The following is a 13,340-nucleotide window of genomic DNA, read 5'->3' on the forward strand; positions in this document are numbered from 1 at the left end:
CTGCCTTGGGGATCCGACGGTGGTCGACCGGCAAACGTGGCATCCAATACCTGCTTCCGCAAGCCAACAATGCCGTCCGCGAATCCAGGCTTTGTTCGACCTACGTCGGGAGGACCGCGGTCCTCTTTGACCGGAGATCAGTCTGATCGGCTTGGTCACGTCTGACAAAACTGCGCCAGCCACCGTAGATGGAGATATCGGACGCGCCTGCGAGGCCGGCGGTTTCGACCAGGAACCCTTTGGCCGCGCTGCCATCCTCGAGTTCGATCGTTCCTACACCGAGCGGCGACGGGATGGCAGCGACGAAGCGCCCGAAGGCGTCTGGATCAAGCCGCCAGACTTCAACGTCTATCCGCACACCATCCTTGGAGACCCGGACGAGACCGGGCTTTGGCACGGATTGTCCGGCAAGTGCATAGAGCCGGTAAGCGGGCGATGTCCTCACTGCCTTCGAGAACCTGGCGCCGAGATCCCGCAGCTGACCGTTGAGCGGCATTCCCGAAAGGTGCGCGCCTACGACCACCAGATCTATCATCCCGTCCTGCGCATATTCGCCGAACGGCCCCTGGTCCGGCTGTGCCCAGCCGGTGGCGCCGAGTGGAAGCGCACTCGCGGCATGGAGTTCGCGGGCGAGTGCCGCCGTCAACCAGTCGTTGCCTGCGGCGGCCAGCAAGGTCACGCTCATCGGCAGCCCGTCGTCGCGCTTGCCGGTTGGCACGGCAATGCCGCACATGTCGAGCAGGTTGACGAAATTGGTGTAGGTGCCGAGCCGGCTGTTGGTGCCGATCGGATCGGCGAGCACGGCATCAAGCGTATAGTGGGTCGGGGCCGTCGGCACGCAGAACAGGTCGACGGAAGCGATGACCGGCGCAAGCTTTGCCTTGTAAGCCTGAAGCGAATACAGGCCCTTGAAGGCGTCGGCGGCCGAAAGGTTGCGCGCGCCGCCGATGATCTTGCGCGTCACCGGATGGATGGCCGCTTCGTTGGCGTCCATGAAGTCGCGGATGGCCGCGTAGCGTTCGGCCACCCAGGCACCTTCGTAGAGAAGGTTGGCGGTGGCGTAGAAATCACTGAACGGAATTTCGACCAGCCGGCAGCCGAGCATTTCCAGACAACCAAGAGCCGCCTCGAAGCCCGCCTGCATCGAAGTGTCGCCGAAGAATTCGAGATCCGCCTTCGCCGGGACACCGACACTCAGCACAGGCGGGCGCACGGCAAGGGCCGGCACTTTGATGGCCCGCGAATAGGCATCGGCCGGGTCCTTGGCGGCGGCCACGCCGAACACCGCATAGGCGTCGTCGACGGTCAACGCGAATACGGAGATGCAATCAAGCGTGCGGCAGGCAGGCACGACGCCGGCGGCCGAGAGCGCGCCGACCGTGGGTTTCAACCCGACGATGTTGTTGAGGCCGGCGGGAACACGGCCGGATCCTGCCGTGTCGGTGCCAAGCGCGAAAGAGACGATGCCGCGTGCCGTCGCCACGGCGGACCCCGACGAAGAGCCGCCCGGCACGAGGCGCGCATCGATGGCGTTCCTCGGGATCGGATACGGCGTGCGCACGCCGACAAGACCGGTCGCGAACTGGTCGAGATTGGTCTTGCCCACCACAAGCGCTCCGGCGGCCTTGAGCCGCGCCACCACTGTGGCGTCCATCTCCGGCGTATAGGCATATTCGGCGCAGGCCGCCGTGGTCGGCATGCCTTCGACGTCGATGTTGTCCTTGACGGCGAACGGGATGCCCCACAGCGGTTTCATCACCGGATCGAACGGCCCGAGCGCTTGAGCCTCGGCAAGCATCCGCGCCTTGCTGGCGACATGGATGAAGATGCCCGGATCGTCAGCAGCCGCGATGCGGGCGTGAACGGCATCGATCATGGCGGCAACGCTGAGGCCGTCCGCGTAGGCCTTGTGCAGACCGCCGATGTCGAAGCGGATATCGCTCATGTTGCCTCCCCCAGAATGATCACCGGCAGGTCCCATTGAATCAGCACGGTACAGCCGTCCTTCGTCCACACCGAATGCTCGGTTCCGACCGGATTCAGGACCACGCTGCCGGCCGGATAATCGCCATTCTCGTCGCTCTGCGTGCCATCGAGCACGACGATGGTTTCCAGCCCGACATGGCGGTGACGCGGCACGTCGGCGCCGGGCCGATAGTAGAGGATCGCGACCGATGGCTCGACCGGTCCGCCCTTGAGCAGCCAGTGGACCGTGATGCCCTCGCGAAAATGCTCGTATGTCAGATCGCGCCAGCCGCCGGCGGCGAGACCGGCAAAAGCCAGATTAGCCATTGGCAAGTCCCTGCAGCACCTGGTCGGTCGTCGCGGTCCAGCCGACGATCGCGCCCTGCGCGCGGATCATGGCGAGCGCTGCCGCCTTGAATTCGGGGAAATAGCTTTCGGTCGCATCCTCGGCCAGCAGGCACTCATAGCCCCGGTCATTGGCTTCGCGCATCGTCGTCTGCACGCAGACCTCGGTGGTAACGCCGGCAAAGACGAGTTGCTGCGCGCCGAGCCACTTGAGGTCGTTACCGAAGCTGGTCGCATAGAAGGCGCCCTTGCCCGGCTTCTCAATGACGATCTCGCCGGGCAGGGGGGCCAACTCATCGAGGATCGCCGTGCCCGGTTCGCCTGATATCAGCACGCGGCCCATCGGACCGATGTCGCCGATGCGGATCGACGGATTGCCACGGTTGCGCTTGGCCGGCGGCAGGTCGGAAAGGTCGGCTTTGTGGCACTCCATCGTATGGATCACCGGCAGGCCCGCGGCACGAAAGCCCTCGATCAGTTTCCTCACCGTCGGCACGATGGCCGTGACACGGCTGACATCGTTGCCGAGGCTGGCGCCGAAGCCGCCGGGCTCGGCGAAGTCGCGCTGCATGTCGATGACGATCAGTGCCATGGATTCCGGCTTGAAGACGAAGGGAAACGGCAGCGCATCGATTTCAGCCATCAGTGATGTCCCGCCATATGCTCGCCGATGGTCTGGACGCTCGCCTGCGCGATCGGCGTTTCATAGACCAGCGCGCCGTCCGACATGACGAAGATGCGATCGGACAGTTCCAGCAGTTCGTCGAGGTCTTCCGACATCAGAAGCACCGCTGCACCGGCATTGCGCGCCTTCATGATGCGGGCACGGATTTCGGCGACCGCCGAGAAATCGAGGCCGAAACACGGGTTGGAGACGATCAGCAGGTCGACCTCGCCAGTCAGTTCGCGGGCTAGTACGGCGCGCTGCACATTGCCGCCAGACAGCGAGGCGATGGGCGAGGACAGCGACGCGGTCTTGACCCTGAACTGCTCGACCAGCCTGGCGCTGAAGGCACGAATGGCACTGGTGCTGATCCAGTTCACAGGTCTGCCGTTGCCGTCGATGTCAAAGGTGCGGAAGGAGATGTTCTCGGCCACCGTCATTTTCGGCGCGCAGGCGTTCTTCAATGGCTCCTCGGGGATGAGACGGACTTTGAGCGCGCGGGCCTCGGCGCGGGTCGCCGCATAGGTGGTGCCGCGCACCAAGACCTCGCCCGCCTCGCGTGGGCGCTGACCGGCCAGCACTTCCAGAAACTCCTTCTGGCCATTGCCGGAAATGCCGGCGATGCCGACGATCTCGCCCGAGCGTACGCCGAGATCCTCGATGCGGATCGACTTCAGCCCGGTTCTGTCAGGCGCCTTCAGCGACCTGACCTTCAGCACCGTTTCGGCATCGGGTTTCGGCGCGGCGCGGCTGTCGAGGGCTGCGATCGGCTGGTCTCCGATCATCATCGCCGCCATCGCCTTGTGGTCGAGATCGGCGACGCGGCCGGTTCCGGTGAGCTTGCCCTTGCGCAGCACGCTGACATCGTCGGCGAAGGCCGTCACCTCGTGGAATTTGTGCGAGATCATCAGCACAGTGAGGTCGCCCGCCTTGGTCATGGCGCGCACCAGCCCCAGCACCTCCTGCGCCTCGCCGGGCGTCAGCACCGAGGTCGGCTCGTCGAGCACCAGGAAGGAGCGGCCGAGATAGAGCTGCTTGATGATTTCGAGCTTCTGTTTCTCGCCGGCCGCAAGCTCGGCGACCTTGACGTCGAGCGGCAGTTTGAACGGCATGCGTTCCATGAAGTCGGCGAGGTCGGCCCGTTCCTGATGCCAATCGATGATCCCTGGCACTTTCTCGCGCGAAATGACCAGGTTTTCGGCGCCGGTCAGCGACGGCACCAGCGTGAAATGCTGGTAGACCATGCCGAGCCCGAGTGCGGAAGCATCCCTGGGACCGGCAATGCTGACCTCGCGGCCGTCGACAAGGATGTCGCCTGCGGTCGGGTGGTAAAAACCCATCATGCATTTGACCAGCGTCGACTTGCCGGCGCCGTTCTCGCCCAGCAGCGCGTGGAACGACCCTGCCGGCGCCTTCACGGAAACGCTGTCCAGCGCCGTGAAGCCGCCGAAGCGCATGGTCATGCCGATGGTTTCGACGCCGACGGCCTTTCTGACACTGTCGCTCATCACGGCTCTCTTACGGCAGCTGCGCGACAAGCGCCGTCGAATTCGACACCGTGCCGAAGACGCCGCCCTGCATCTTGATCATCTTGATCGCCGCCAGATGATTGCCGTGGTCGGTCGCCCCGCAGCAATCCTCCAGCATCATGCATTCATAGCCGCGGTCATTGGCCTCGCGCATGGTGGTGTGCACGCAGACATCGGTGGTGATGCCGGTCAGCACGATGTTCTGGATGCCGCGCTGGTTGAGGATCAGCTCAAGGTCGGTGGCGCAGAACGACCCCTTGCCGGGTTTGTCGATGATCGGCTCGCCTTCGATTGGATAAAGGTCGGGGATGATGTCCCAGCCAGGCTCGCCGCGCACCAGGATGCGCCCGCACGGGCCGGCATCGCCAATGCCGGCATTGATGCGGCGCGAACGCCAGCGCTTGTTGGCCGGCAGGTCGGCGAGATCGGGCCGGTGCCCCTCTCGCGTATGGATGATGGTGTAGCCCTTGGCCCGCATTGCCGACAGCACCCACTTGATCGGCTCGATCGGCGCGCGCACCAGCGAAAGATCATAACCCATATGGTCGACATAGCCGCCAGGCCCGCAGAAATCTGTCTGCATGTCGATGATGATGAGCGCCGTGTTGTCGGGCCTGAGGTCGCCATTATAGGGCCATGGATACGGATCGGCGTCGATCGTACGCTGGATGATTTCGGCTCTGGCGTTCATCGGCAAGAAACTCCAGTCATTTGGTGCCAAGTCTCATTTGGTGATCGACAGTTCACCCGGCGCGCCTGTAAGCGAGCGCGTCGGCGACGAGGTAGCAATCATGATGATGAGGGTGAGGATGTAGGGAGCGGCATAGAACAGATAATAGCCCTGCGTGACGCCGACCGATTGCAGGGCGGGGCCGAGCGCGCCTGCCCCGCCGAACAGAAGGGCGGCGGCAAAGCAGCCGAGCGGATTCCAGCGCGCGAAGATGACCAGCGCCACCGCCATCAGGCCCTGGCCCGACGAAATGCGTTCGGTCCAGCTGCCGGGATAGTAGAGTGACAGGTAGGCGCCGCCGACGCCGGCCAGCGCGCCGCCGACGCCAGTGGCGAGTAGCCGCACCGTATCGGGGTTAAGGCCCATGGCGCGTGCGGCATCGGAGCTGTCGCCGACGACGCGCACGATCAGGCCGGCGCGGGTGTTGCGGAATGCCCACCACAGAACGACCGAAAGCACGGCTCCGATGAGGAACAGGACGTTGACGTCGAGCGCGGCCTGCACCTGTGGAATGTCGGACCAACCGCCGAAAGGAATGGCGGGCAAATTGGGCGCCTTCGGCTTGATGAACGGCTTGCCGAAGAAGAAGGCGAGGCCCGACCCGAACAGCATCAGGGCGATGCCGATGGCGATGTCATTGACCTTGGGGAATTTGCAGATCCAGCCGTGGAAGAGACCGAAACAGATGCCGGCAACGGCAGCGGCGAGCAGGCCAATCCAGGGCGAGTTGGTCATCACCGCAACCGCATAGGCGGTCATGGCGCCGAAGACGAGTGTGCCTTCCAGCCCAAGGTTGATGCGGCCGGAACGCTCGGTGATCGCCTCGCCCAGCGAGACGAAGATGAAGGGTGTGGAGACGCGAATGGCGCCCCCCAGAATGGCCAGTGGTACGCCCCAGAGGCCGATCTCGGTCCCGTCCATCAGGCGGCTCCCTTCCAGAGATCGGGGTTGAAGGCCTTGAGGCGGCCGTAGAAGGTTTCGCTGAACAGGATGACGATGAAGATCATGCCCTGCAACACCATCACGGTGGCGTCGGGCAGGTCCATGCGGCGCTGGATCAGCCCGCCCGAGGCGTCGATGCCGCCGAGCAGGACGGCGACCGGGATGATGGCCAGCGGGTTGTGGCGGGCAAGGAAGGCGACGAGTATGCCGGTGTAGCCATAGCCGGCGGCGAGCGAGGCATTCGCGCTGCCCTGAACTGCGGCGACTTCCAGCATGCCGGCAAGCCCGGCGAAGCCGCCGGCCAGCGCGGTAAAGCCAACGATGAGCGGCCCGACGGCCAGCCCCTGGACCTGCGCTGCCCGCACATTGCCCCCGGCGATGCGTGCGGCAAACCCCCAGCGGGTCTTTTCGATGAGCAACCAGGATATGATGCAGGCGACGACGCCGACGAGCAGCCCCCAATGCACGTCCATGCCGGGGATGTTGCCGATGCGGTAGATGTCCGCCAACGGCTGGGTCGAGGGCTTGTTGAGCGAGGCCGGATCGCGCAGCGGTCCTTCCACCAGCTGGTTCATCAGCGCGATGGCGATATAGGCCATCAGCAGGCTGGAGATGGTCTCGTTGACGGCGCGGTAATGGCGGAGCGCGCCGACGGCGCCTATCCAGATGCCGCCGGCGGCCATGCCCGCCACGCCCATGACGAGTATGACAATGAAGGAAGGCGTGCCGCTGAGCGTCACGCCGATGGCCGCAGCGGCAACGCCGCCGAGCACGATGGCACCCTCGCCACCGATGACGACGAGGCCAAGCCGCGCCGGCAGCGCCACGCACAGCGCCGCGAAGAGCAGCGGCGCGGCCCGCGACAGCGAGTTCTGGATCGAGAACCAGGAGCCGAAGCCACCCCGCCACATGGTCTCGTAGAGCAGGATCGGCGATTTGCCGACCAGCGCGATGAACAGGCTGAACAGCGCCATGCCGACAATCAGCGCCAACAAGGGAATGACGAAGGCTTCCGCCCGCCGTGCGACCCATTCCAGCGCCAGCGGATATCCCCTGGCGCCGAACAGCGCGGGCATTCCGGCTTCTGTCACCGTGTCCACCATCGCCCCGCTCCCTCGCTCAGGCGGTCGAGCCGACGACTCCGTCGACCAGATAGTCCATGCTTTCGAGCTCGATCGCCGTCTCCGGGAACGCCTGGCCCTCGGTGGCGACGACGGCGCCCTTGTTGTTCTTCAACGGTCCCTTGATGACGGCGAAGCCGCCCTTCATCATTTCGGCCAGCGTGGCGTCGAACTGTTTGCGCGCAGGCTCGCCGACGGCGGGACCAAGCGGGCTCATCTTGACGAAGCCGTCGGCCAGGCCGCCGCGCGTGAAGTTGGGCAGCGGCGTGCCCCCTGTCAGGTCGTCGACGAACATCTTGTAGACCTTGGCCCAGTTCCATTCGGCGCCGGTCAGGTATTTTTCCGGCGCCAGCGGGCTCTGGTTGGCGTGATAGCCGCAGACGAAGGCGCCGCGCCCGGCTGCCGTCTCGACGACAACTTTCGGGCTGTCGACATGGCAAGTGACGACATCGATGCCTTGGTCGACCAGCGCATTGGTGGCCTCCGCCTCCTTGACCGCCAGCGACCACTCGCCAGTGAAGATCACCTGGCAGGTGATGGTCGGGTCGACCGAGCGCGCGCCGAGCAGGAAGGAGTTGATGTTGAGCAGGACCTGCGGGATCGGCTTGGCGGCAACGAAGCCGAGCTTTTTCGACTTGCTGGTGTGGCCGGCGACGACGCCGTTCAGGTACTGGCCCATGCCGATATAGCCGAAATAGGAGCCGGCGTTCATCGGGTGCTTGTCCTTGTTCCACATGCCGCCGCAGTGGCGGAACTGGACGTCGGGGAATTTCGCGCACATGGCCAGCATGTGGGGGTCGAAATAGCCGAACGAGGTCGGGAAGATCAGTGAGGCACCGTCGAGATTGATCATGGACTCCATCGTCTTCTGGACATCGACCGTCTCAGGCACGTTCTCCTCCTCGACGACGGTGATACCCTCGATGCCCTTCAACGTCGCCGCACCTTCGGCATGCGCCTGGTTGTAGCCATAGTCGTCCTTTGGCCCGACATAGATGAAGCCGACCGTGGCGGTGGCGGCAAAGGCCCTCGAAATGGGAAAGGACGCCGAGGCAAAGCCGAGTGTCGCCCCGGCGGCGGTGGTCTTGAGCAACTGGCGGCGGCTAAGCATGAAACGGTCGGTCATGTTAATGCTCCTCTTTCAGGGCCCCTCAGGAAGCCGGTTAACGCCTCGATAACAAAGTGCATGCAATCACCGTGCCAGTTCAAAAATTCAAATTTATGCAATATAATCAGAGGCACAGCTTTCTCCTCCTGCACAATGCGGCGGCAACTGCATACACTTTTTGCCTTCAGAATGGACAATTTGACATGCAGATTAAAATATAGGCATAGAAGGTAACGGTGTGAGTCGTGACAGCGTGTTCGCTGCTCGATTTCATGGCCTGAAGAAGCGGGAGACGAGGCAGACGTGTCGGGAAAGCGCAGCTTGATCCGGTCCGGTACGACCGTCGATCAGATGGTGAGGGCGATCGGCGACCGCATCGTCACCGGCGTGCTGCGCCCCGGTGAAAAACTCGACGAGGCTTCGCTTGCCGCCCGCTTCGACGTGTCACGCACGCCGGTGCGCGAAGCCCTTGGCCAGCTCAGCGCCATGGGTCTTGTCGAAAGACGGCCCAATCGGGGCGCGATCGTCGCGGTGGTCACTCAGGAACATCTGGCTTCCATGTTCGAAAGCATGGCGGAGCTGGAGGGAATTTGCGCGCGCTTCTGCGCCGAGCGCATGACCGGGGGCGAGCGCCGCGCGCTGGAGATCGAGCACCAGGCCTCGGCGCGGCTGGTGCGGCTCGGCGCTGAGGAGGACTACGAACATTTCAACACCGAATTCCACAGCCGGCTCTATCGCGGCGCCCACAGCACGCACATTTACGAACTGACAGCAACGACGCGCAGCCGGCTGGCCCCCTTCCGCCGCGCGCAGTTCAGGCTTGCCGGCCGTCTGGCCAAATCCTGGCAGGAACATGACGCCATCGTCACCGCGATCCTGCGCGGCGATGGCGTCGCCGCAGGCGCCGCCGCAAAGGATCATGTTTCAATCGTAAGCGTGGCAAGCGCTGTCTTTGCCCTCGGCGAACGGCCGAAGGGCGCAAGTACGGCGCTGCCGGTCACCGCCAGCTGACAAAACAGAAGCACGCCTGGGACCGAACGACCGCCATCGCCATTCGAACCCCAGAAGCTGTCAGTCCGCTTCGGCCCAATCCAGACATTCGCCACGTATTGCCGGTTGCACCGACCGCAGCCAGCGCCAGGCCGCCGAGCATGACACCCTTCGTGATAAAACCGTCGGCAATCCCCCATGCCTTAAGCCTGACGGGCCATAGTTGAAAATATTTTGCCTCAAAGTGGAAAATGATGTGATTAGCCGAACGCAGACTGTCCGGTTTTGGAGTCTGATCGTGGGAAACTGCCGTTCTGGCAGACGATATCTTCATTCTCGTCGTGTTCTCACGGCCGAACCCGGATGATCGTCTTCCCCGCGCGTCGAAAGCTGCTCGGCAGAGAGCAGCTTCAGCCGTCCCCCGAAGGCTGATGACGGATAATGTTCGGGGCGCCTCACCTCGGCGGCGACGGGCTCGATGTCATACCGCGGGCTATTGACGCGGCGGGCGCCAACGGCCGTACGCGACTCTAAGTTCCCTTCACGATTCTCGGCTTGGGCGGTCGGCGGGATTGAGCCGCGCTTTCGAGGGTTAAGGCCAACCGCTTCTCGTCTTCTATGGCGCGATCGACAGCCTCAATTTCCTCTTGAAGCGCCTTCAGCTGGACTCCATAGCTAGAGCCATCGCTGTCTCCGATCTGAAAACCACTTGCCCGCATTGCGTCGCGAGTATGATGGACGTTGCGAACTCCTTCGCGTCGAGTCGCGACCAGGATTTCCCTGAACTCTCCAAGACGTTCAACGTGACTGCGACTCATTTGCGTTCTCCTATTTTGTCGTCATCGTCGCCGGAGGGGATTCAAAACCGGCTAAAACTTACGGCGCAGAAGGATTGAAAGACTATAGGAGATAACTCTCGACAAAGCATGAGTGCAGAAGCTCAAATTTGAACCTCTTGCTTAGGATCCAATCTATCGAGTGCTCGTCTTTTCGCCCAGCGCGCCTGCTGTTCGGCGCTCGTGCTGGTCCATATAGCTGTCGATCCAGGATCGTGAGGGTTCGTTTCTGAGTGCTCAGCGATGCTGGCCTCAATGATAGACATGCGGTCCAGAGCGGGTCGGCCTCCTATGGTAAGGAGCCCGGTGACACACCCGTGCCGGCGGACCATGTCTGCCGACTGCTGTTCCCATCTCCGATGACGTCGTCTCGACAAACCGGTCCTTATGGGGCTTCGTATAGTTCCAGCGGCAACCCATCTGGGTCGCTGAAAAACGCAAAACGTTGATCTGTATATGGGTCGATCCGGATTGGCTCAACGGCGACACCGGCGGCTTCCAGGCGGATAATTACCGGATCAAGATTCGCCACGGCAAACGCCAGATGTCTCAGGCCCGTCGCCTCTGGATGGGACGGCCGCATCACCGGCGCAGGGAAGGAGAACAATTCAACTTGGACAGACCCGATCCGCAGATCCGCCTTCCATGACTGCCGCTCCTTCCGATAGACCTCCCGGATTAGATCGAGGCCGAGGAGTTCGACGTAGAACCGTCGCGACCGGTCGTAGTCGGTGCAGATGAGCGCGACGTGGTGAATAGCATCCAGCATTCTACGAACTCTAGCCAAGCTGGGATTGGAGGCCAAGGCCACCAATCGGGTACGCGGCACTTTGTTGATGTTGCCGTTCGCGAGGGGCGCCTCGCCCTTGAGGATTTTGCCTTGCGCACGATGTTGCCGGCAGAGCGCAACCAAATCGGCATATCGGCTCTGGCCTCGCGATAGGTAGAGGCCGGCATCGGAGCTGCCCCCCGACTAAAATCTCAATACCCAGGCTTCCACTTTTCCCTTGCCTTTGACTTCGATAGCGCCGCGCGGCTCGAAGATGAATTGGTCCTTGAGCTGTTCGTAGACGGGGCGCGTCACCTGAACAGAGTCGGGAACTCCACCCGACTCCATGCGGCTCGCCAGGTTCACTGTGTCACCCCATAAATCATAGATGTACTTGCTCTTCCCGATGACGCCGGCGACCACTGGCCCGCTGTTGACGCCGACCCTGAGCTTCATCGAGACGTTGTGTTCCATCGCGTGCTCGCGGGTAATGTGGACCATGCGGATGGCCATGCGGACCATGCGCTCGGCGTGGTTGGCCACCGGCACGGGCAGGCCGCACACGGCCATATAGGAGTCGCCCACCGTCTTGATCTTCTCAATGCCGAGATCATTGGCGGCACCGTCGAAGCGCGTGAAGAGTCCGTTGAGAAACATCACGACATCGTGCGGCGGCATTTCCGATGTCAGTGCCGTGAACCCGACCAGGTCAGCGAAGGCAACGGTGACCTCGGCGAAGCCGTCGGCGATCCTCTCCTCGCCGGCGCGCAGCCGATTGGCGATCGGTGCCGGCAGGACGTTGAGCAGCAGCTGCTCGTTCTCGCGGTTCTTGTTCTCGATCACGACATTCTTCTGGCGCAGGTCCTCAACCATGCCATTGAAGGCCGAGCAGAGCTCGCCAATCTCGTCGCGCGTGCGGACCGGCACGCTGGTCGCATAGTCGCCGGCAGAGAAGCGTTTGACCCCGGCAGTGAGATCGCGGAGCGGTCCAAGCAGCGCGCGCGAAAGCCAGGCGGCGGTGGCGGCGACCACGGCCATCGCCAGTCCTCCGACGAGCAACAGATCCCGGCGGAGTTCGGCGATCGGTGCGAAGGCCTCGGCGCTGTCGATCTTGGCGACGAGAGCCCACTTGAGATCGGAAATCGCAAGCGGTCCCCATGAAGCGAGCGTCGGGACGCCACGGTATCCGATGATCTCGCCCGTGCCCTCGACACCGGCGAGCGCGGCACGGGAGGCCTCGGTGTCGATGCGCTGATGCAACACTGGTGTCCCGTAACGCTGAATGACCGCGATCTCCTCGTCCGAAGTGCCCACGGATTTTAGGTCGGCGAAGAAGTTGTCGCGGTTCTCGTAGAACGCCCGAGGGCCAGAGCGCACCAGATAATCAGGTCCGACGAGATAGGCCCCACCCGTGTCGCCGAACCCTTCCTGCCGCCAGCGGCGGTTACCGGTGACGACGTTGTCGATCTCGTCATTCGACAATTGGGCGACCAGCACGCCGATGACGACGCCTTGGGCAATCACAGGTGCTGCCATGAAGGCGATCGGTGCGCCGCCCGATGGCGCATAAGAGGCGAAATCTACGAGGCAGATGGCTGACGGGTCTGCGATTTGCGAGCAGCGGGCGACGGCGGCCGCGACGTTGGTGCGGCGGTACGGACCCAACTGAAGAGATGTGGTGAAATCCACCTGCTTCTCGACCGTATAGATCAGGCGACCCGACTTGGGGTCGGCAATCATGAAATCGAAAAAGCCGACCGTGGTAGCCGCAGCGCGCATCAATGGATGATATATGGCATGCAGCCTGGAGTATTCGCTTCCGTCGCCGGCGTCGTCGAGAAGCTTGCGCCGCTCCGCCGGGTTGGGATTTTCCACAATGTAGTGATACTGCAGATAGTAGGGGGCACCATCGACCGGCAGGTAGTCCGACAGGGCTGGTTCCCTCCCCAGGGTGCGCGTCATTCCGGGGATGAAGTTCTCGGCGTACCAATCGCCGACCCTCTGTCGTAGTTCAGGCGGAGCGCCTGCCCGGTCGAGTTGGTCGACCGCGGTCCGGAACTCGCGTGTAGCATCGACCACCATCTTGGACGTTGCAAGCAGGCGCAGTTCCGCCTCGATCGTGCGAAAGTAGGTTTCGACCTGGCGCGTCTTGGTCTGACGGGCGGCCGTGAGTTGGTCGAAGACTGCCTTTTCGAGAGCGTCGCGGGCGCGGAAGTAACCGAGCGCCCCGGTGACCATGACCGCGATCGCGCCAAGAAGGACGAGGGTTGTAAACAGCTTTGCAGCCAATCCCCAGCCCGCTGGGCTGGATGAGCCGGTCACATCTGAAGAAGACATGAGA

General features: G+C 63.1%; 12 protein-coding genes. 1 reads left to right on the forward strand and 11 read right to left on the reverse strand.

Annotated features, from left to right (window positions below):
• Positions 1-100: 100 nt before the first annotated feature.
• From atzF to ACWGTO_RS09555, 8 genes are read right to left on the reverse strand one after another with little or no spacing between them, the layout of a single operon-like run.
• Complete coding sequence (gene atzF, locus ACWGTO_RS09520) at positions 101-1,945, reverse strand: allophanate hydrolase (protein WP_454574600.1); 1,845 nt, start codon at positions 1,943-1,945, stop codon at positions 101-103.
• Entirely contained in the window at positions 1,942-2,292 is a 351-nt protein-coding gene (locus tag ACWGTO_RS09525; RefSeq protein ID WP_454574601.1) for a cupin domain-containing protein, read from the reverse strand. Before ACWGTO_RS09525 ends, atzF begins: the two co-directional genes overlap by 4 nt.
• On the reverse strand, positions 2,285-2,953 hold the full coding sequence (locus ACWGTO_RS09530; RefSeq protein ID WP_454574602.1) for a cysteine hydrolase family protein: 669 nt from the start codon (positions 2,951-2,953) through the stop codon (positions 2,285-2,287). The genes ACWGTO_RS09525 and ACWGTO_RS09530 overlap by 8 nt, the downstream gene beginning before the upstream one ends.
• Positions 2,953-4,482 carry an ABC transporter ATP-binding protein gene (locus ACWGTO_RS09535; protein WP_454574603.1) on the reverse strand — a complete coding sequence of 510 codons (1,530 nt, stop codon included), beginning with the start codon at positions 4,480-4,482 and terminating at the stop codon, positions 2,953-2,955. Before ACWGTO_RS09535 ends, ACWGTO_RS09530 begins: the two co-directional genes overlap by 1 nt.
• Positions 4,483-4,492: 10 nt before the next feature.
• Complete coding sequence (gene biuH, locus ACWGTO_RS09540) at positions 4,493-5,194, reverse strand: biuret amidohydrolase (RefSeq protein WP_454574604.1); 702 nt, start codon at positions 5,192-5,194, stop codon at positions 4,493-4,495.
• A gap of 33 nt (positions 5,195-5,227) precedes the next feature.
• A complete protein-coding gene (locus ACWGTO_RS09545; protein ID WP_454574605.1) occupies positions 5,228-6,154 on the reverse strand; it encodes an ABC transporter permease in 927 nt (308 codons plus the stop codon).
• Positions 6,154-7,251: an ABC transporter permease gene (locus ACWGTO_RS09550; protein ID WP_454574682.1), complete on the reverse strand. Its 1,098-nt coding sequence runs from the start codon at positions 7,249-7,251 to the stop codon at positions 6,154-6,156. The genes ACWGTO_RS09545 and ACWGTO_RS09550 overlap by 1 nt, the downstream gene beginning before the upstream one ends.
• A 43-nt stretch (positions 7,252-7,294) precedes the next feature.
• Entirely contained in the window at positions 7,295-8,422 is a 1,128-nt protein-coding gene (locus tag ACWGTO_RS09555; RefSeq protein WP_454574606.1) for a BMP family ABC transporter substrate-binding protein, read from the reverse strand.
• A gap of 303 nt (positions 8,423-8,725) precedes the next feature.
• Here ACWGTO_RS09555 and ACWGTO_RS09560 point away from each other — a divergent pair, with 303 nt between their 5' ends.
• Entirely contained in the window at positions 8,726-9,415 is a 690-nt protein-coding gene (locus tag ACWGTO_RS09560) for a GntR family transcriptional regulator (RefSeq protein WP_454574607.1), read from the forward strand.
• 509 nt (positions 9,416-9,924) lie between these two features.
• Here ACWGTO_RS09560 and ACWGTO_RS09565 read toward each other — a convergent pair.
• The 3 genes from ACWGTO_RS09565 to ACWGTO_RS09575 form a co-directional block, all read right to left on the reverse strand.
• On the reverse strand, positions 9,925-10,212 hold the full coding sequence (locus ACWGTO_RS09565; protein ID WP_454574608.1) for a hypothetical protein: 288 nt from the start codon (positions 10,210-10,212) through the stop codon (positions 9,925-9,927).
• Between the two features lie 403 nt (positions 10,213-10,615).
• Positions 10,616-10,999 (reverse strand): SMU1112c/YaeR family gloxylase I-like metalloprotein, encoded by a 384-nt coding sequence (gene gloA2, locus ACWGTO_RS09570; RefSeq protein WP_454574609.1) that lies wholly within the window; start codon positions 10,997-10,999, stop codon positions 10,616-10,618.
• A gap of 204 nt (positions 11,000-11,203) precedes the next feature.
• Complete coding sequence (locus ACWGTO_RS09575; protein ID WP_454574610.1) at positions 11,204-13,336, reverse strand: adenylate/guanylate cyclase domain-containing protein; 2,133 nt, start codon at positions 13,334-13,336, stop codon at positions 11,204-11,206.
• Positions 13,337-13,340: the final 4 nt, after the last annotated feature.

This window comes from Mesorhizobium sp. PL10 (assembly GCF_053714315.1).

Bases quoted from the DNA above. Each gene is read 5' to 3' on its own strand.
- atzF (WP_454574600.1), bottom strand. From the start codon at position 1,945: ATGAGCGATATCCGCTTCGACATCGGCGGTCTGCACAAGGCCTACGCG.
- ACWGTO_RS09545 (WP_454574605.1), bottom strand. From the start codon at position 6,154: ATGGACGGGACCGAGATCGGCCTCTGGGGCGTACCACTGGCCATTCTG.
- biuH (WP_454574604.1), bottom strand. From the start codon at position 5,194: ATGAACGCCAGAGCCGAAATCATCCAGCGTACGATCGACGCCGATCCG.
- ACWGTO_RS09565 (WP_454574608.1), bottom strand. From the start codon at position 10,212: ATGAGTCGCAGTCACGTTGAACGTCTTGGAGAGTTCAGGGAAATCCTG.
- gloA2 (WP_454574609.1), bottom strand. From the start codon at position 10,999: ATGCTGGATGCTATTCACCACGTCGCGCTCATCTGCACCGACTACGAC.
- ACWGTO_RS09525 (WP_454574601.1), bottom strand. From the start codon at position 2,292: ATGGCTAATCTGGCTTTTGCCGGTCTCGCCGCCGGCGGCTGGCGCGAT.
- ACWGTO_RS09550 (WP_454574682.1), bottom strand. From the start codon at position 7,251: ATGCCCGCGCTGTTCGGCGCCAGGGGATATCCGCTGGCGCTGGAATGG.
- ACWGTO_RS09555 (WP_454574606.1), bottom strand. From the start codon at position 8,422: ATGACCGACCGTTTCATGCTTAGCCGCCGCCAGTTGCTCAAGACCACC.
- ACWGTO_RS09530 (WP_454574602.1), bottom strand. From the start codon at position 2,953: ATGGCTGAAATCGATGCGCTGCCGTTTCCCTTCGTCTTCAAGCCGGAA.
- ACWGTO_RS09575 (WP_454574610.1), bottom strand. From the start codon at position 13,336: ATGTCTTCTTCAGATGTGACCGGCTCATCCAGCCCAGCGGGCTGGGGA.
- ACWGTO_RS09535 (WP_454574603.1), bottom strand. From the start codon at position 4,482: ATGAGCGACAGTGTCAGAAAGGCCGTCGGCGTCGAAACCATCGGCATG.